The sequence below is a fragment of the Luteolibacter sp. AS25 genome, assembly GCF_046736275.1.
Lineage (GTDB): Bacteria > Verrucomicrobiota > Verrucomicrobiia > Verrucomicrobiales > Akkermansiaceae > Luteolibacter.
Map to the genome: position 1 here is coordinate 586,814 of NZ_CP151837.1, position 16,722 is coordinate 603,535.

The window sequence follows — 16,722 nt, forward strand, 5'->3', positions numbered from 1 at the left end:
GATGGAGAGGGGGAGTTTAACGTGCAACGGAGATTGGACCTCCCTGATGCACGGCGATGATCACGCGATCCTGTTTCTTCCAGTATTCGGTTTGGGCTTCCGGAATGGAGCGTTCTCCGGATGCTTCGCTGAAGCTGGTTTCATGAGTGGAGATCCATGCTACGTTTTTCGCGAGGAAATCACGCCACTGGAGAAGTGTTCCTACCGGGCGGTTGCCTACGTTGGCTGCCTGCCTTTCAGGGATATGTAACACGGCGCCCTTCGGGACGAGCGTCCAGTGGGTGCCGTCATGCAGGATTTCCGAATGTGCGATGATGGATTGCTTGCCGGCTCTAGGCGTTGGAGCGTGTTCCTCTGCAGAAGTCTGCGTGAGGTTGGCAAGGCCAAGGCTGGAATTTTGAAGCTGGCGGGCTTTCATCTCCTGAACGGTGACGGGCTTGTTGACCACTGGTTCCGCAGAAACGGAAATGGCAAGGGCGAGCCATAAGGTGAAAGTTTTCATAAGGGGGGATCGGGTGAGGAAGTTTATGCTCGGGGAGCAGGGAGTTACTCGAAGGTAACCAGGATGACGATGTCCTGCATGTCGAAGTAGGCGCTACCCGGGCTGGCGGTATAGTTTTCGAACAGGACGATTAGATCGCGCTCACCGATGCTGATTTTTCCTGATGCATCGATGTAAGGCCTGAGAATAGCGGCAGCGGAGGTCTGGCTGTAAGCTGGTGCGTAGGAGGGTGCGGAGGATCCGTTTTTAAGAACGGCAACGTGTTGGTCGTTGCTAACGGTTGAGTAGAACGGATACCAGGTTCTCCCGGTATAGCCCTTCGATCCGAAGTCGATTGTCTGGCCCTTTGAAACTTGTTTGTTGATAAGGACTTTGGAAGCTACGACGTCGTTTCCATCTCCGTAGAAAAAGTTACTCCAGGAGCCTTTGTCCAAAGACCAGTATGCGGCGACAGGAAGCAATGTGGAGCCGCTCTGGAACGCTACTCCAAGAACGCGGACTTTCATCTTCACGTCCTGCTTAGGAGTGATTGTTCCCTCATCCGGAGGATCTACATCCACAATTTCGTCGATGACGGAAGGGTATTCAATGTTCCAGTCGAGGTTGGAACGCGTGCCAATACGAACGAGGTCGCGGTCTACTTCCAGAGTGCCACGGGGAACTTCGATTTCAGCTGAAGCCAGGCCTTGGAGGGAAACGGAGATGCCGAGAGCGAGCGAGAGCAAGCTTGCGACACGGAATTGCGCGCTAGTTTTCATGTTTTTGGGGGGGTGAAAGATTGGGGAGAGGACCATCGCTGGGTGACGATGGATGCTGCGAGGCACATGTTTTTTTAATCTGAAAGGGGAATAAAACTCAATGCATCTTTATAGTATTACGCGATCGCGTTATATACCATACAGGGGTAAAAACGTCCGGATATGGAAGGTAAGGTATTGAAAGTAAGCGGTTTAGATGTTGTGGGCGACGGTATTCGGTATCCCGGACCATTAACATTTTTCATAAAAATAAATAATTAATATTGGTTAAGTTGATTGCGATTTTGTCAGGTGAAACGGTGTCCAGGCGCAATGGCGAAGCGGATTGAGAGGTTGCCATTGAGCGCGGCAGGAACTATTTTTTTCAGGTGGTTACGAAATTTTCAGTTTTAACCCTGCTTGGATTGTTGGTCGTTCTATCGAACGCGCAGCAATTCGGCGGAGGAGACATCATTCAGGTGAATACCAACCCTGGCGGCCCCGCTGCTTCCGGTGAGGCACCTAAATCCGCTGATGACGGGTCAATCCTGACTCGTAAGGATGCGCGGACCATCACTCTCAAGATTCCGGCACCTCGTGGGCAGATCGTCGACCGGCATGGTGAGCCCATGGTACAGAACGAAGTTGCTTACCAGGTTTCACTTCAATACGAGCAATTCCAGGATGTGGACCGCGAGTATGTGGTGAATTGGGCTCGGACACGGATGGACAAGCTGGAGGGTCTGGTGGACGTAATTTACCAGAAATCTGATGATGAATTATATGACCACTATCGCCACCGCCGATGGTTGCCGCTTTATGTCAGTGGTCAGTTGAGTGTGAAGCAGGCGAAGGATCTGGAGTCCAAGCTTGTTTCAGGTTTGGTCCTTTCCCCCGTGTATCGGAGGGTTTATCCGGAGGATGGTTTGGCAGCTCATATTCTGGGATATTCCGGAAGTGTAGGGAAATTGCCTACCGGCCCTATAAACTTCAATGAGCCATTGTGGGAGGAATCCGAGGGACGTGCGGGTCTGGAAAAGATCTTTAACCGGCAGCTTTCCGGTGAGGATGGCATGAAGCGCCTTCTCTTTGACGAGAACGGGAACAAGCTTCTTGAAGAGCAGGTAAAACGGCCGCGCCCGGGCGGAACAGTGGTTACCACCTTGAATCTTGATTGGCAGAGACGTGCCGAGAAAGTATTGAAAGCCGGATGCGAGCGCGGAGCCCTCGTGGTGATAGACGTTATCACTGGTGAGGTGTTGGTAATGGCGTCACGTCCGACTTTCGATCTGAACAAATTTATCCCCGGAATCAGCACCGAGGATTTCAAGTCGCTGCAGGAGGATCCTGCGAATCCTCTCTTCGGGAGGGCGTTCCAGTCCGCATATCCCCCGGCCTCCGCTTATAAGCCGGTCGTCGCTCTGGCCGCTTTGAATGCCGGTGTGGTAAATGAATATACCAAAGTATATTCTCCCGCTGCCGTCACAATTGGGAATCATACGTTCAAGAACTGGTCCAAGGTGCCGGAAGGAGACATCGATGTGAAACGTGCCTTGGCGCGCTCCTGCAATACCTGGTTCTACAGGGTGGGTATCGATACCGGCCCTTCCGTTTTCCTGAATCTTTCGCGGAGATTGGGCATGGGAGAAAAAACCGGATTGCCACTGATCGGTGAAACTTCGGGTCTGGTGCCCACGAACGGGTGGATGCTGCAGAACGAGAAACGCAGAATCCTCGATGGTGACACCGCGAATATGTCGATCGGGCAGGGAAGTTTGCTGGCTTCACCTTTGCAGGTAGCCCAGCTGATGGCAGGTATTGGAAATGGAGCGGCTTTGCCGAAGCTTTCACTGATTAGTCAGGTCCAGGATACACGTGGGCGTGTGATGACTGCGATGATTCCCGAGCGGAAAAACTGGCTGGGAGTGGATGAGCTTTCCGTGGAAATCGTTCGTGATGGAATGAAGGATGTTGTTTCCCAAGGTTATGGAACCGGTAAGAGTGGTGCACTCAGCTATACGCAAATCGCGGCCAAGACCGGAACCGCCCAATGGGGACCGCCGAGGCTTAACCAGAGACTCGCGTGGTATGCTGGATTTCTCCCTTATGATAACCCCCGCTATGCGTTCGCGGCGCTCTACGAAGGGAAGCCGGGTGAAGCTGTTTCCGGAGGTAGGAAAGCCGCCCCTATGATCCGCAATTTCTTTGAGCCGCTAAAGGACGATATCAAGGATATCATCGCGCCGCCGAAAAAGGCTTTGATCGTGGTTCCCGAAGGTGATGCGCCGCCAGCTGAAGAAATCGAAGAAGGTGATGTGCTACGCGCGGTGCCCATCGATGAAACCGATATGGATCCAATTGAACGAGCACTCCCTATTGATGAGGAAGAGATCCAGCGCGCGCTACCAATTGAAGAAGGTGATCTGATCGACGACGGCCTCTAGGGCTCGAAGTGAATCAAGAGGGGGCGATGATCGGAAGCAGTGTTCCAGTAGGGATCATCGAGGATCCTGGACTTGTCCTTGTTGACATAGGTGCGGAGTGCATGTGACACGGTTACGAAGTCGATCCGGCTGTAGTTATCATCGTAAGCCCAGTTATGGGTCCACTTTTCTCCGCGACTATCGCCGATGTGCATGGCAGACATGTATCCGGGAGTCCGGTAGATGCCAAGAATTGCACGGGTGCTCAGGCTGCGGAGGCTATTATTCCAATCCCCGTAGGCGATGAGGAGTGCTTCCGGATTCTCTTCCAGGATACTGTCGATGTGCTTTCTGACATACTTGGCTTCCTCCAGTCGGAGTAGTTCCTGATCAAAATCCGCGTCCACGCGTTTTGATTTGAGGTGTAGCCCTAGGAATCTCACATCACGTTCGCCAATGCGGATGGTAACATCCAGCAGACCGCGCTGCAGGGAATAGGTGGTTCCAGGAATTTCAGGATCGATTTCGTGAAAGGAGGTAATGGGGAAGCGGGAGAGGATTGCCAGATGGCGGATTTTATCTACTCCGCCGCAGTAATAGGTATGGGGAAGATCCACTCCCTCTTTGACGAGGGCGTCCTGGATTTCCGCAACGTCTTTTTCGCTTCCGATTTCCGAGAGTCCGACAATGTCCGGGCTTCCGGATTTGATCATACTGATCACGGCTGATTTTGATTCGGCGGTTTTCTCCGACGTCTGGGTCGAGATCAACCAATTCTTCACATTGTAAGAAACGAAGTTGAAGGCAGTGAATTCACTTTCCACTGCAGACGAAGCGGATGGGCTTTCATCCGGAATGGCTGAGCGGATGTGTTCCGAGTGCCAGGGGGGTGTTTCTGCCGTGCGATAGGATTTTAGCGCAAAGACAACCAATGCTGATAATGCGGCTATGGCAAATAGCGATGCGAATAGCCGTTTTACATTCATGGATATTTTCTCCCTATCCGGGAGGACCTGATAAGATCAGGCGTCTTTTGATTTTTTCTCGCCAGTGGTGGCGTATTCCGGATTTTCCGGGCGTCTGTCATACTCCTTGCGGGGAGGACGTTCATCGCTGACTTCCTCTGAGGAGCGGGTGATTTCGCGTTCGAATTCGTCACGGGCTTTCTTGAATTCGCCCATGCTTTTGCCTACGCCACGCGCCAGTTCCGGGAGTTTCTTCGCACCGAAAAGAAGAAGAACGATGATGAAAATCCAGATCATCTCCTGCCCGCCGAGGGAGCCGATGAATGCGAGGCTGCAAGTAGTCATGCGGGGAAGCTACGCTGGAGATTTGAAGGAAGCAAGTGACAAGAAGCCGGTAGGATTTCTTTTAGGAGAGCCTGTTGCGGAAGTCCTCGTATGTGAATTTCCGGATTGTTTCGATGGTTCCATCCTCGTGAAGAAGGGCGATCGGGGGATGCTTCACGCCGTTGAAGGTGGTGGTTTTTACCATGGTGTAGTGGGCCATATCATCGAAAACCAGAACATCGCCGGCTACCAGTGCACGTGGGAACGAGTAGTCTCCGACGACGTCTCCGGCGAGGCAGGTGGGCCCGCCCAAGCGGTAGGTGTGCTGCTTGTTACCGAGGAAACCGGCTTCCTCTGGAGCGCCGGCGAGGTGATAGTTTTCTCCATCCAGCATGACGGCCGGGTCCGGGCATTCATCGGCCGGCGCGGAGTCCACCAGGAAAACATCCGGGCGGTAGGGCATTTCTATGACATCCGGCATGTGGGCGGTGGCGGAAATATCGAGAATCGCGAGGTTGTGCCCTGCGGATTCGAAGACGTCCATGACTTTAGCGCGGAGGACGCCGGAATGGATCGCTGCGGCTTCACCCGGTTCCAGCCAGACTTCTACTCCATACCTTTCGGAAGTTTCTCTTACGAGTTTGATCAGCAGATCACGGTCGTAGAAAGGTTTCGTGATCCAATGGCCGCCGCCCATGTTGAGATAGGTGAACTGTGGGTTACTGAGGAGGTAGCCGAATTTCTTGTGAACTGCTTCGAGGGTGGTTTCCAGATCCGGGGAATTTTGTTCGCAAAGGGTGTGGAAATGGAGGCCGGATAGGCCGGTCAGGTCTGCGCCGTGGAGTTGATCTGCGGTTATGCCGAGGCGTGAGCCGGGGACGCAGGGATCGTAGATGGGGGTCTCGCCGGTGGAGTGTTCCGGGTTGATACGGAGTCCACAGAGGAGCTCACCGGATTGGAAACGGGGATGGGCGAAGATTTTTTCGCGAAAGCGGAACCACTGGGAGAGTGAGTTAAAATCGAGGTGGTGGGTAAATTCCAGAAGTTGGTCGATTTCCTCCTCATCATAGGCGGGAGAGTAGGTGACGATGTGCTTTTTAAAATGCTCCCGGGCGAGCTCTGCTTCCCAGAGGCCGGAGGCGCAGCAGCCATCGAGTGTTTCCGAGATATAGGGATAGGCCTTCCAGCAGGAAAATCCCTTCTGGGCCAGGACGATCCTGCAGCCTGCGGCATCCGCAACTTCACGAAGGATGGCGGCATTGCGCTGGAGGGCAGGGATGGAGATCAGGAACATGGGTGGAGGATCAAAAGAGAAGGAGATGGAGTCGAGATTTTATCGTGCGACGGTGGCGTTTTCAGTCGTAAGCCGAACATTCCTAGATGGTTACGAATGTGTAACCAAACCGCGGTTCCCGCAGGAGTTGGAAGCGGATCAATTCGCGGAGCAATTTTTGCATTTTTAATGAAATACCAATTCCTCCTCCCATTGTTTCTAGTGTCATTGCCAAGTGTGAATGCCGCTACCTTTTTGGTTCCCTCCGGGAATACCTCATCCGAAGTCACGCTTCAGAGCAGTGATGTGCTTACAGTCGATGCCGGAGGCACGGTATCCGATGGGGGCGGGGGGCAGGCTGTGGCTATCAGTGCTTCCAGCGGCACGGTAACGATCAACAACAGCGGAACAATCGTTCAAACCGGAGATGGTCGTGGTGTTAGAAATAACAGCAGCGGCACGCCAAATGTGATCGTGAACAATCAGGCTTCGGGAGTTTTCCGGACGAACGATGGCGATGGCCTGCGGGCGGATGTATCGGGTTCCAGCTGGACGGTGAATAACTGGGGATTGATTGACTCGGAAAATGAATCCGAAGGAGGTGCGCAAGCAATTGATTTTGACGCTGTCACCAGCGGCACGGTGATTATCAACAACTATACCGGTGGGACTATTTCCGCCTATGCGGCAGATGCGATCCGCCCGGGGGCAAATGCCACGATCGTGAATGCTGGTTCGATTATTGCTACGCCGGACGCATCTGGATCCAGCAGTGATGGTATTGATACCCAATTCAGTTCAGGTGTGGATGTTACCAATACGGGTGTTATCAGTGGTAGAACCGGGATCACCGGCGGGGAAAACGTAAGCAGCTATTCCTTGACGGTTAGAAACAATGCGGGTGGGGAAATTATTGGGGTCAACGGCTCTGGAATCAATACGGATGGCCAGTTGAACGTGAATAACCGGGTGACGGTGATCAACGAAGAAGGTGCTACGATCCGCGGTGGGGTTCTCTCCACTGCGACGGAAGGCGACGGAGATGGCGTGGACGTGGATGGGGTTATCAATTTGACAAACTCTGGCGATATCCTCGCATTCGGGGCGAAGGGTGGAAGTGATCCGGAAGCGATCGCAGCTGGCGGCGGTACGATTATCAACACTGCCACCGGAAGAATCATTGGTAGCAATAAGGCATACGACGGGAGTGTGGTGGATGATTCGAAAGACGGGCACGGAATTCTGATCGATGATAGTGATGTGGGTAATGCGGTGGCACCGACCACGATCACCAACTCCGGTTTGATCCAAGGTTTGTCCGGCTACGGGATTCGTCTGGTCGGCGAGCATAACGATACATTCACAAACAACGCGGGCGGAACCATCCGTGGCACCGACAATACGGAAGTGGCCGCGGTGATTCGCACAGGCTCTGGAAATGACATTGTGAACAACGCTGGCACGATCAGTCACGATCTGGGAAATCTCAGTGGTGCGATCAATACGGAGGGAGGAAATGATACGGTCAACATTACGGGAAATGCGGCATCGATCACTGGTAGCATCGATGGCGGCACGGGAACGGATGCGCTGAATATCGATCTGGGTAGCTCAAGTGACACATTTTCCCATAGCGGGGCGATCAAGGGGTTCGAGTCGGTGAATGTCATTTCCGGAAAGGCGACATTCAATAGTGCGAATTCCGATTACCTCGGGACCACCACCATCGGCGGAGGCACCGAGAGTGCGCGTCTGGAGCAAAACGGCAGCCATACGGGTGGTGGAGATATTACAGTGGAATCGAACGGCACCCTGGCGGGGACGGGGACAGAAACGCTTGGATCTCGCTCCGATACCATCACGGTGGACTTGGGAGGTGTGATCGCACCCGGCGCGGAAACTGAAACCGGCAGATTTACCCTCGGGAAGGGTTCGGCGGTGATCAACGGAACTGCTTCCTTCTCGCTTGAGGGAATGATGGCCGGAGTCATCAATGGCTACGATCAATTCCTGCTGGGTGATGGTGATCTTACCTTGGGGGCTGATTCCGTGCTCGATATCGATGCGACGATCACTGCTGCCAATGGGACGATCTTCACACTGTTCGATCTTGCCGACGCAACTGCCTCGATTTCCGGTATGTTCAAGAGCACGGCAGATGTGGTGCTTATCGAAGGCAGTGAGTTTGCTGCGGGCAATGGCAGCCTCTACCAGATTTCCTACGCGGGTGGTTCTGGAAACGACCTTACGCTGACGGCTATTCCCGAGCCACGGACCGGTTTGCTTTTATTGGGGGCCGGAGCGCTTGCTTTCTTCCGCCGCAGGAAGGGTTAGTTACTGATTTTAGGCTCGAAAGACTTCCATCGTCCCTGCTCCAGGTTTTCCAGGGGGTAGGGGCCGATGGATTCCCTGTGTAGTGATATCACGCGGATTCCGAAGCGCAGGAACATGCGCTTTATCTGGTGGTGCAGGCCCTCGTAGATGGTGAGTCGGCAGGTGTTATCTGAAAGGAGATTCACAATAGCGGGCTGGCTGCGGGTGTCTTCTTTTTCGAAGGACATGCCTGTGCGAAAGGCCGCGATGGCTTCCGGTGGAATGGTTTGATCGGTCTCGACCAGGTATGTCTTAGGAACTTTCCGTATGGGGGAGGTGAGGGACTCGGAAAATTTGCTATCATTGGTGAGGATCACCAATCCGGTGGTGGCGCGGTCCAGTCGACCGGCGAGGTGGAGCTCTGAAGCCCAGGGTTCTACGATTAGGTCGATGACGGTTTTGTGAACTGGATCCTTGGTGGCGGAGAGAATGCCGGCCGGCTTGTGTAGAAGGATGTAGCGCGCGGTGTTTGCCTGGAGAGTTTCTCCAGCGGCGATGAGGTGATCGAATTTCCCGAGTTCCGTTTTACCATCGCTGATGGGGTGGTCATTGAGAATTACTTCGCCGTCTTCCAAGAGTTTCTTCGCATGGCGTTTTCCTCTGCCGGTGTGCTTGGCGATAAATTGGGCGATAGTCATTTTATGGAGCAGAAATCAGGATTCCTGCTTCTTCCAGGGATTTACGGGCGAGTCTGAGGATGGCTACGGCCTCCGGGCTATCGCCGTGGACGCACAAGGTTCTGGCTTTGAGCGGGATGGTGGCGTCGTTGAGTGTTGTAACGGTCTCTTGATTGGCAATTTCCAGGGCTTGCGAGACGGCTTTGGTGGCGTCTTCGATTACTGCATCAGGTTCAGAGCGCGGGCAGAGGTTGCCATCTTTCTGATAGCGGCGGTCGATAAATCCTTCCGCGCAGGTAGGTAGATTGATTTCAGTGGCGGCATTGATGAGTTCGCCAGTTGGTGGGCAGTACAGGATGGTGTCCGGTTGCAATTCCACGATGGCGGCGACTACGGCGGCGGCGATGGAACGATCCTGGTTTGCTTGATTGTAGAGTGCGCCGTGAGGTTTTACGTGATGGAGATGCGGCTGAATTTGTAGGATGCGATCAAGCTGGCGGTGAATGAGGCTACGTATGTCCGCGGAGCTGAGGTGCATGGATTTTCTGCCGAAATTTTCCGGGTCCGCGTAGCCGGGGTGTGCGCCGATGGCGACCTGCGCCTGAAGGGCGAGTTCTATGGTGCGCTGAATGGTTTCCTTGTCTCCTGCGTGGCCGCCGCAGGCGATATTGACAGAGCTGACCAGCGCCATGAGATCCCGGTCCCGTGAGCCGCCTTCGCCCAGATCTGCGTTGAGATCGATGGGTTTGATCATGGCTCCTCGAGTTTCATTTTCAGACCTGTGTTTAGGATTGAGAGGTCGCGCTGTAGCTCGTTCCAGGCTTGGCGGGCTTCGTCGAGATCGACTTCGCGGAATCGAATTTGGGTGCCGGGCCAGGCACGGGCGAGCTTTGGTATGTCCGCTGAAATGAGGTGGGCGATTTGCGGGTAGCCGCCGATGGTTTGGCGCTCGCTCATGAGGACGATGGGTTGGCCGTCCGGCGGGACCTGAATTGAGCCGGCGACGACGGGTTGGGAAACCATTTCTCGAGGTTCTTTTAATTTCAGAGGGCCACCATTGAGGCGGGTGCCGGTGCGATCTGATGTGGGGGTGACTTCGTAAAAGCTTTCGGAAAAGGAGCGGTGGGATTCTTCGGTGAACCAGTTTGCCTGAAGTCCACGGAGGTAGCGTAGTTCGATGTATTTTCCGTCCGGGTGCGGCCATGAGACCTGCCACTTTTTAGAAACGGGGGCCGTGCTGGATTTTCCGATGGGGAGAGTGTCTCCGGCATGCAAGGTGCGGCCCTTATGCCCGCCGAGTGTGGCGCGTAGATCGGTTGCGCGGCTGCCGAGGATTTCGGGGACGTCGATACCGCCTGCAACTGCGATATATCCGCGGAGGTGGCACAGGCGGCTGCGGAGATCGATGGTTTCGCCTGCTTTGATTTCGTGGGGCTTTCCCGAGGTTTCATTTGCCCAGCCTACCCAAGCGGCTTGGGTATCGACGGTGAATTTCAGGACGGGGCCGGTCATGGTGCATTCGATAACGGCGGCATCGTCCGGGTTGCCAACGAGGCGGTTGGCGATTGAGGCCAAGACGGGATCGGCGGCTCCACCGGGTGAGATGCCGAGGTGTTGCCTGCCCCATCTGCCGTGATCCTGGATGGAACTGAGTGCGCCGGGCTCGATGATTTTGATGTGTTTCGGAAGGGACTTTGCCTTTGGATGTTTTGTTTTGTTTTTTTTGAGAGTTTTTGTTTCCTCGAAGCGAACTTTGTCGCCGGGCTGGAGGAGGGAGGGATTTTCGCGGTGTGGATCGAAAAGGGTTTGATCGGTGTGCCCGATGATGTGCCAGCCGCCTTGGGAGGCGAAGGGATAGATGCCCGCCTGATCACCGGCTATTGCTACTGAGCCTGATGAAACTTTTTGCGGGCTGGAGAGACGTGGCTGGTGGAGCTGCAGGGGAAGTCCCTGAAGATACGGGAAGCCGGGGGAGAATCCGATGGCGGCGACGGTGTATTCGGCACCGCTGTGAAGGGCAATGATTTCGGGAATGGTGAGCTTTTTTGCATCGGCCAGGGCCTGGATGTCGCTGCCGTAGGAGACGGGTATGGTGACCGTTTTGCCGCCGAGGGTTTCTGGCTCAACGGTGCCGTCCAAGTGGAGGGAGGTGACGTGATCGAATACAGTTTCCCCATCGGCGGGATTAAAATGCACCGCGACGGTGTCGAAGGAGGAGACGATATCGACGATCTCGGGAATTGGGTTTTGTTTAAGAACCCGGCGGAGGCGGAGGATCAGCTCCAGTTTTTTCTCAGTAGAGGAGGCGTTGGCTTTGAATAACCATGCGGAGTCTCCGAGTGCGTGTAATCCCATGGGGAGAAGGTGGCAGAAATGGAGGGTGGTGCAAGGGGGAGCTGAGTGCTGGATATCGAAGCAAAATTTGGGTGACCCTGACGGCTAGAAGCTGGTGGAGGGATAGGTAGTAAACTCCGTGCTTCAAATCCTGCCGTTTCGGAATGAAGCTCCGGCATGAAGTTGGCGCGGTTAGGAGATGGGGCTGAGATTTTTCACACGTTGCAGGGTGAGGGGGTGTCGATGGGTGCGCCTGCGGTGTTTGTGAGGCTATCGCTGTGTAATCTGCATTGTGTGTGGTGCGATACGGACCATACGTGGAATTTTGAGGGGACGCCGTGGAAGCATGAGAAGGATGCGGTGGCGGGGTATGTGAAGCACAAGAAGGAGGATGTGATTATTGAGATGAGTGTGGGGGAGATTGCGGAGGTGGTGCGGGGGTATGGTTGCCGGCGGGTGATTCTAACGGGTGGAGAGCCGCTTTTACAGGAGGCGGGGTTGGTGGAGTTGATGGCGGCATTGCGTGAGGATGGGGCGGAGTGGTTTTTCGAGGTGGAGACGAATGGGACGAAGATGCCGGGCGAGGGATTTGTGTCGGCGATTTCCCAGATGAATGTTTCAGCAAAGCTGGCGAACAGCGGGATGGCGGAGGCGCTAAGGGTAAAGCCGGAGGTGCTGCGGGGTTTGGTGGAGACGGGGAAGGTTTGGTTCAAGTATGTGGTGCAGGGTGAGAAGGATGTGCAGGAGGTCCTGGGCTTGGTTGATGCTCATGGGATTCCGATGGATCGTGTAATTCTGATGCCCGAGGGGAGGACTGTGGAGGAGTTGGATAAATCCGCGCGCTGGCTTGCGGAGAGGTGCAGGGATCTGGGAGTTAGGTTTTCAGACAGGCTGCATGTGAGGCTGTGGGGAGATAGGCGTGGAGTTTGATTGTAGATTTTCTGAAACTTTTTCTATAAAGCGGTGTTGTTGACGGCAGTAAGGTAATGAAAAGGAATTCAAACGAAGAGTGGACCGAGGACGATGCAATGTGGAAGTTGCTGGGAGAGGCTGCGCCTACAAGGGTTAGCGGTCGTTTTACGGATGATGCTCTGCGTGCTGTGAGGCAGTTGCCCGAGGCGAAGCCGTGGTTTTCCAAGGTTACCTTTTTTGCCCCCTGGGTGGCGGTTGCCGGCTGTGGGATGCTGGCGGCGATGCTTTTCCTGAATGGAAATGATATGAAGAATCCTTCCCGGGTGGCTACGGTGGCAGATGCTTCCGAGCAGAACTGGGAACAGGTGGAGCTGGTGGCTGATGCCGAATTATTGGTAGCTGCGGTTGACCACCTTGATCAGTTCAGTGATCAGGAACTTGTTTCACTGATCGGATTTTAGAGGAATGCGTGTTGCATTTCTCGGGAGTTGCAGGGTATGACTTGCAGCCGAAGGATAATTTTATGGCGATAGCAGGAGAAGAATTGGCAAGGGCATGTGTTGCCGCGGCAGAAGAAATTCAAGCGGAGAACATCCGGGTGTGGGATATGCGTGGCATATCGACCCTCACTGATTACATGATTGTGTGCTCTGGTTCGTCCATGCCGCACCTTCGGGGAATCATCCGTGAAATCGGCGGAATCGTCGCAAAAGAGCACGGTGTGAAGACTGTTTTCTCCGATGGTAAGGCAGATTCCCGTTGGGTGGTCTTGGATTACATCGATGTGATGGTGCACGTGATGCATGAGGAAATGCGCGAATTCTACGGTCTCGAAGAGCTATGGGCGGATGCCAAGCAGCTTGATTGGGTGACCGGGAAATCGAATTTCAAGGGCTGATCGGCTTCTTTTCAGTAGCTAACCACACATTTTCTCCATGAGGTATGATTGGAGTATATGGCTGTGGTGAAAAATTCGTAATTCCCTTGTTTTGTAAGGGTTACGAAATACTTCTGAACTAGATTTTGCTTGTTCCTGGATAGAGGTCTAGGGTGGGTGGATGGATGAGGTTGGTGATTTCCGGGAATAATTCCGGAGGATCGGAACTCATAGTGAAAGAAGATGAGTGAGTTTGTAGAATTAGTTGATGCGCATTATGAGGCGCTTTATCGCTTTGGGTATTCGCTGACGCGTAGCCCGGATAGGGCAGCGGATCTGGTGCAGGAGACTTTCTGCATCTGGGCGGCGAAGAATGCGCAGTTGCGTGATAGGAGTAAGGCGAAGACCTGGCTTTTTACCACGTTACACCGCGAGTTCTTGGGCCAGAGAAGGAAGATGTCGAGATTCTCCGACGAACCGCTCGATGAGACGATGGTCAATGAGGCTGGCTCGAATGATGACGAGGCTGAGCGGCAAATGGACGGACAGCGTGCGGTGGAAATTCTTGCCGATATGGACGAGATGTATCGTGCGCCGCTGGCATTATTTTACCTGCAGCAGCATTCCTATAAGGAAATTGCGGAGATTCTAGAGGTGCCGATAGGGACAGTGATGTCACGGCTCTCCCGTGGAAAAGGAATGCTGAGGAAGAAAATGGTTTCCGAGCCCTCCAGTGGGCCGAGGAATCTTGTGGATGTGAACCCCGAACTTTTTGGAAAAAATCATGGATAAGGAGAGAGCAAAATTTGTGCTACAAAGTTTCCGCCCGGATGGTGCGGATTCCGAAGATGCGGATTTCGCTGAGGCATTGAAACTTGCCACGAGCGATCGTGAATTAGGCGAGTGGTTGATGCGGGAGCGAGCGTTCGATGCGGAATTCGCGGAGGCAATGGCAAGGGTGGAACTGCCGCACGGTCTGTTGGAGAATGTTCTGTTGGCAATGGCCCAGGACAATGGGCTTTCGTTGAAGGTAGATAAGCAGACTGAGGGAGAAATGATCGGTGCAGTTGCATCAATTCAGGTTCCAGACGGTCTACGTGAAAGAATTCTTGAATCGATGGAACGCAGCGCGGTGGTGGTAAAGCCAAAATTCGGATGGGTTAAACTCTGGGTGCCGGTCGCTGCTGCTGCGGGGATAGCATTCGGATTTTTCATGATCGAGAAAGCGCCTGAAGAGACTGTGGTAAGCGCTGGTGACCAGAAAGTTTCGATCGATGCGGTACAAGCCGGCTTTGTCAGAGCGTTTGAGTCGCCGATTTTCAGCTTGGATGAAAAGAATCCGGAGATGGATGATCTGATGAGCTACTTGCGGAGCATAGGGCTTCCATGTGGCGAGGGCTATTTGCCGAAGGGCCTTACCGGTGTGAACGGGGTAGGTTGCCGCGAGCTCATCATAGATGGTAAGCGTGGTTCACTGATTTGCTTCGATGAAAAGGAGGGCACTGTCCATTTCGTAGTCTTCCGCAAGGAGGACGTGGCAGGAGACCTGCCGGACAAGACTCATCCACGCATCGTACAGGACGGTAACTGGGCTAAGGCAGCCTGGGAAGAGGACGGCTATGCCTTCTGTCTGATGGGAATGAGAGAAAAGGAGAAGCTGGCTAACTTTTTTTAGATTCCGAGATCCAGTTCATGGTTCAAAAAAATGCGCGTGGTATCCCACGCGCATTTTTTGTTTTGGAAGTGTTATCAGGCGGAGCCTCTAGCCCTGCTCAATGGTTTTCTCGGTGGCTGCGTCAATGATTGCAAAGCGCTCGCGGTTGAGGGTTGGGTCCGAGCGGAAGATGAGGCGGCCGGAGTGGGAGCGCTCAAGATCTACAAGGACCTTTGCATCCTCGGATTTGAAACGGTTCAGCACGTCTGAGTTGACGATGACGATTAGGTCTCCTGCTTGGTCGTGGCGGGATTGGATCACGCTATTGAGGGTGCGCTGGATCTCGATGGACATGGTCATCGGGGTTTTGACACGACCGCGACCCTGGCAATATGGGCAAGGCTCATACATGGAATCACGGAGAGATTCGTTGAGCCTTTGGCGGGTCATTTCCATGAGGCCGATCTGGGAGATCTGAAGGATCTGCGTTTTCGCTTTGTCCTTTTTGACGCGCTCCTTCATGGCCTTGTAGACGGCCAGCTGATCCTTGCGGTGACGCATGTCGATAAAGTCGACCACAACAAGACCACCGATGTTCCGGAGGCGAAGCTGACGGGCAACTTCTTCCGCTGATTCGATATTGGTCTGGAGGATCATCTTATCGACGTCCTTTGAACCACGGTTACGGCCTGTGTTTACGTCGACAGAGATGAGCGCTTCGGTTTCATCAATGACGATGTATCCACCACATTTCAGCCATACCTGGCGGGAAAATGCTTCATCGATCTGCTTCTGGATATCGAGACGCTCGAAGATCGGCTGTGAAGAAGGAGGAAGAAGGTGAATGCGGCGTTTCGCGCGGCGTGAAATTTTTCCGGAGATATCGCGGATCATTTCGGCAGTTTCCGGGTCGTCGCAGATGACTTGATCAACCTCGTCAGTGAGGAAATCACGTGCGGTGCGTGCGATGAGGCCTGGCTCCTGGAATATGCAGCAAGGTGCAGGGTTATTGGCGCGACGTTGGTCGATATTATCCCATTGCTCGAGGAGCATAGCGAGATCGCGGACGAAGTGGCGGGCACGGGTTCCTTGTGCGACTGTGCGCATGATGATGCCCATTCCTTCTGGAACGGAGAGCTTCTGCACGATGCGGCGGAGGCGCTGGCGTTCCTTTGGATCGTCGATTTTACGGGAAATACCGAATTGCTCGGTGAAGGGCATAAGGACGAGGTAGCGACCTGCGAGGGAAATATTCGTGGTGACACGAGGGCCTTTGGTGCCGATCGGGCCTTTGGAAACCTGGATAACGATCTCGGAGCCTACAGGGTAGATGCTCGGGATGTCCTTGGAGGTAATCTTTTTCTTAGGCTTTCTTGTGCCTTCGCGCTGGATCTCTTCCAAGCCGCCGTCGAGGGCGGCAGGGATGGCATCCCAGAAGTGGAGGAATGCGTTTTTATCCAAGCCAATATCCACGAACATAGCTTTAAGGCCCTGTTCGATGTTTTTGACCCGTCCTTTGAATATGCCGCCGACGATGTTCTGATCGCCTTCCCGCTCTACGCTATATTCTTCCAATACGCCATCTTCGAGGAGTGCTACGCGCCGCTCGAGTTTTTCTACGTTTACGATTATTGTGTTGCCTTGTGATGGGTCGGTATTACCGATGCCCAAGAGTTTTTTGATTTTTTTGATCACGTGTTGAGGTTGTTGAGAAATTGTTAAGTTGATTAA

Annotated in this window: 16 protein-coding genes; 7 read left to right on the plus strand and 9 right to left on the minus strand. The window is 53.8% G+C overall.

Annotation, left to right across the window (positions count from 1 at the left end):
* Positions 1-16: 16 nt before the first annotated feature.
* Complete coding sequence (locus tag AAGA79_RS02780; protein ID WP_411827255.1) at positions 17-502, minus strand: hypothetical protein; 486 nt, start codon at positions 500-502, stop codon at positions 17-19.
* A gap of 44 nt (positions 503-546) precedes the next feature.
* On the minus strand, positions 547-1,260 hold the full coding sequence (locus AAGA79_RS02785) for a hypothetical protein (protein ID WP_411827256.1): 714 nt from the start codon (positions 1,258-1,260) through the stop codon (positions 547-549).
* A gap of 458 nt (positions 1,261-1,718) precedes the next feature.
* Here AAGA79_RS02785 and AAGA79_RS02790 point away from each other — a divergent pair, with 458 nt between their 5' ends.
* Complete coding sequence (locus AAGA79_RS02790; protein WP_411827257.1) at positions 1,719-3,683, plus strand: penicillin-binding transpeptidase domain-containing protein; 1,965 nt, start codon at positions 1,719-1,721, stop codon at positions 3,681-3,683.
* Here AAGA79_RS02790 and AAGA79_RS02795 read toward each other — a convergent pair.
* The 3 genes from AAGA79_RS02795 to nspC all read right to left on the minus strand — a co-directional run bounded on the left by AAGA79_RS02795 (position 3,680) and on the right by nspC (position 6,245).
* A complete protein-coding gene (locus AAGA79_RS02795; protein WP_411827258.1) occupies positions 3,680-4,648 on the minus strand; it encodes an endonuclease/exonuclease/phosphatase family protein in 969 nt (322 codons plus the stop codon). The genes AAGA79_RS02790 and AAGA79_RS02795 overlap by 4 nt on opposite strands.
* Before the next feature lie 36 nt (positions 4,649-4,684).
* Positions 4,685-4,972 carry a twin-arginine translocase TatA/TatE family subunit gene (tatA, locus tag AAGA79_RS02800; RefSeq protein WP_411827259.1) on the minus strand — a complete coding sequence of 96 codons (288 nt, stop codon included), beginning with the start codon at positions 4,970-4,972 and terminating at the stop codon, positions 4,685-4,687.
* 61 nt (positions 4,973-5,033) lie between these two features.
* Positions 5,034-6,245 carry a carboxynorspermidine decarboxylase gene (gene nspC / locus AAGA79_RS02805; RefSeq protein WP_411827260.1) on the minus strand — a complete coding sequence of 404 codons (1,212 nt, stop codon included), beginning with the start codon at positions 6,243-6,245 and terminating at the stop codon, positions 5,034-5,036.
* Between the two features lie 168 nt (positions 6,246-6,413).
* Here nspC and AAGA79_RS02810 point away from each other — a divergent pair, with 168 nt between their 5' ends.
* Positions 6,414-8,558 carry a beta strand repeat-containing protein gene (locus AAGA79_RS02810; protein ID WP_411827261.1) on the plus strand — a complete coding sequence of 715 codons (2,145 nt, stop codon included), beginning with the start codon at positions 6,414-6,416 and terminating at the stop codon, positions 8,556-8,558.
* Here AAGA79_RS02810 and AAGA79_RS02815 read toward each other — a convergent pair.
* Genes AAGA79_RS02815 through pxpB form a run of 3 tightly spaced genes read right to left on the minus strand, consistent with a single transcriptional unit; the run spans position 8,555 to position 11,569 of the window.
* Positions 8,555-9,235, minus strand: coding sequence for a pseudouridine synthase (locus AAGA79_RS02815; RefSeq protein WP_411827262.1), 681 nt, complete (start codon positions 9,233-9,235; stop codon positions 8,555-8,557). The genes AAGA79_RS02810 and AAGA79_RS02815 overlap by 4 nt on opposite strands.
* Before the next feature lies 1 nt (position 9,236).
* Positions 9,237-9,968 carry a 5-oxoprolinase subunit PxpA gene (gene pxpA, locus AAGA79_RS02820; RefSeq protein ID WP_411827263.1) on the minus strand — a complete coding sequence of 244 codons (732 nt, stop codon included), beginning with the start codon at positions 9,966-9,968 and terminating at the stop codon, positions 9,237-9,239.
* A complete protein-coding gene (pxpB, locus tag AAGA79_RS02825; RefSeq protein WP_411827264.1) occupies positions 9,965-11,569 on the minus strand; it encodes a 5-oxoprolinase subunit PxpB in 1,605 nt (534 codons plus the stop codon). Before pxpB ends, pxpA begins: the two co-directional genes overlap by 4 nt.
* Before the next feature lie 156 nt (positions 11,570-11,725).
* On the opposite strand from pxpB, the gene AAGA79_RS02830 reads away from it, so the two are divergent.
* From AAGA79_RS02830 to AAGA79_RS02850, 5 genes are all read left to right on the plus strand, one after another.
* On the plus strand, positions 11,726-12,478 hold the full coding sequence (locus tag AAGA79_RS02830) for a 7-carboxy-7-deazaguanine synthase QueE (RefSeq protein WP_411827265.1): 753 nt from the start codon (positions 11,726-11,728) through the stop codon (positions 12,476-12,478).
* Between the two features lie 56 nt (positions 12,479-12,534).
* Positions 12,535-12,921, plus strand: coding sequence for a hypothetical protein (locus AAGA79_RS02835; RefSeq protein WP_411827266.1), 387 nt, complete (start codon positions 12,535-12,537; stop codon positions 12,919-12,921).
* 62 nt (positions 12,922-12,983) lie between these two features.
* A complete protein-coding gene (gene rsfS, locus AAGA79_RS02840) occupies positions 12,984-13,358 on the plus strand; it encodes a ribosome silencing factor (protein WP_411827267.1) in 375 nt (124 codons plus the stop codon).
* 222 nt (positions 13,359-13,580) lie between these two features.
* Positions 13,581-14,129 carry an RNA polymerase sigma factor gene (locus AAGA79_RS02845; RefSeq protein ID WP_411827268.1) on the plus strand — a complete coding sequence of 183 codons (549 nt, stop codon included), beginning with the start codon at positions 13,581-13,583 and terminating at the stop codon, positions 14,127-14,129.
* On the plus strand, positions 14,122-15,012 hold the full coding sequence (locus tag AAGA79_RS02850) for a hypothetical protein (protein WP_411827269.1): 891 nt from the start codon (positions 14,122-14,124) through the stop codon (positions 15,010-15,012). The genes AAGA79_RS02845 and AAGA79_RS02850 overlap by 8 nt, the downstream gene beginning before the upstream one ends.
* Positions 15,013-15,099: 87 nt before the next feature.
* Here AAGA79_RS02850 and AAGA79_RS02855 read toward each other — a convergent pair whose 3' ends face one another.
* The gene (locus tag AAGA79_RS02855) at positions 15,100-16,686 is read right to left on the minus strand and encodes an Rne/Rng family ribonuclease (protein ID WP_411827270.1); all 1,587 of its coding nucleotides are present in this window, start codon (positions 16,684-16,686) and stop codon (positions 15,100-15,102) included.
* Positions 16,687-16,722: the final 36 nt, after the last annotated feature.

What these genes read in the sequence shown, in the direction of transcription:
- AAGA79_RS02780 (WP_411827255.1), bottom strand. Translation starts at nt 502, where the DNA reads ATGAAAACTTTCACCTTATGGCTCGCCCTTGCCATTTCCGTTTCTGCG.
- AAGA79_RS02785 (WP_411827256.1), bottom strand. Translation starts at nt 1,260, where the DNA reads ATGAAAACTAGCGCGCAATTCCGTGTCGCAAGCTTGCTCTCGCTCGCT.
- AAGA79_RS02795 (WP_411827258.1), bottom strand. Translation starts at nt 4,648, where the DNA reads ATGAATGTAAAACGGCTATTCGCATCGCTATTTGCCATAGCCGCATTA.
- tatA (WP_411827259.1), bottom strand. Translation starts at nt 4,972, where the DNA reads ATGACTACTTGCAGCCTCGCATTCATCGGCTCCCTCGGCGGGCAGGAG.
- nspC (WP_411827260.1), bottom strand. Translation starts at nt 6,245, where the DNA reads ATGTTCCTGATCTCCATCCCTGCCCTCCAGCGCAATGCCGCCATCCTT.
- AAGA79_RS02810 (WP_411827261.1), top strand. Translation starts at nt 6,414, where the DNA reads ATGAAATACCAATTCCTCCTCCCATTGTTTCTAGTGTCATTGCCAAGT.
- AAGA79_RS02815 (WP_411827262.1), bottom strand. Translation starts at nt 9,235, where the DNA reads ATGACTATCGCCCAATTTATCGCCAAGCACACCGGCAGAGGAAAACGC.
- pxpA (WP_411827263.1), bottom strand. Translation starts at nt 9,968, where the DNA reads ATGATCAAACCCATCGATCTCAACGCAGATCTGGGCGAAGGCGGCTCA.
- pxpB (WP_411827264.1), bottom strand. Translation starts at nt 11,569, where the DNA reads ATGGGATTACACGCACTCGGAGACTCCGCATGGTTATTCAAAGCCAAC.
- AAGA79_RS02830 (WP_411827265.1), top strand. Translation starts at nt 11,726, where the DNA reads ATGAAGTTGGCGCGGTTAGGAGATGGGGCTGAGATTTTTCACACGTTG.
- AAGA79_RS02835 (WP_411827266.1), top strand. Translation starts at nt 12,535, where the DNA reads ATGAAAAGGAATTCAAACGAAGAGTGGACCGAGGACGATGCAATGTGG.
- rsfS (WP_411827267.1), top strand. Translation starts at nt 12,984, where the DNA reads ATGGCGATAGCAGGAGAAGAATTGGCAAGGGCATGTGTTGCCGCGGCA.
- AAGA79_RS02845 (WP_411827268.1), top strand. Translation starts at nt 13,581, where the DNA reads ATGAGTGAGTTTGTAGAATTAGTTGATGCGCATTATGAGGCGCTTTAT.
- AAGA79_RS02850 (WP_411827269.1), top strand. Translation starts at nt 14,122, where the DNA reads ATGGATAAGGAGAGAGCAAAATTTGTGCTACAAAGTTTCCGCCCGGAT.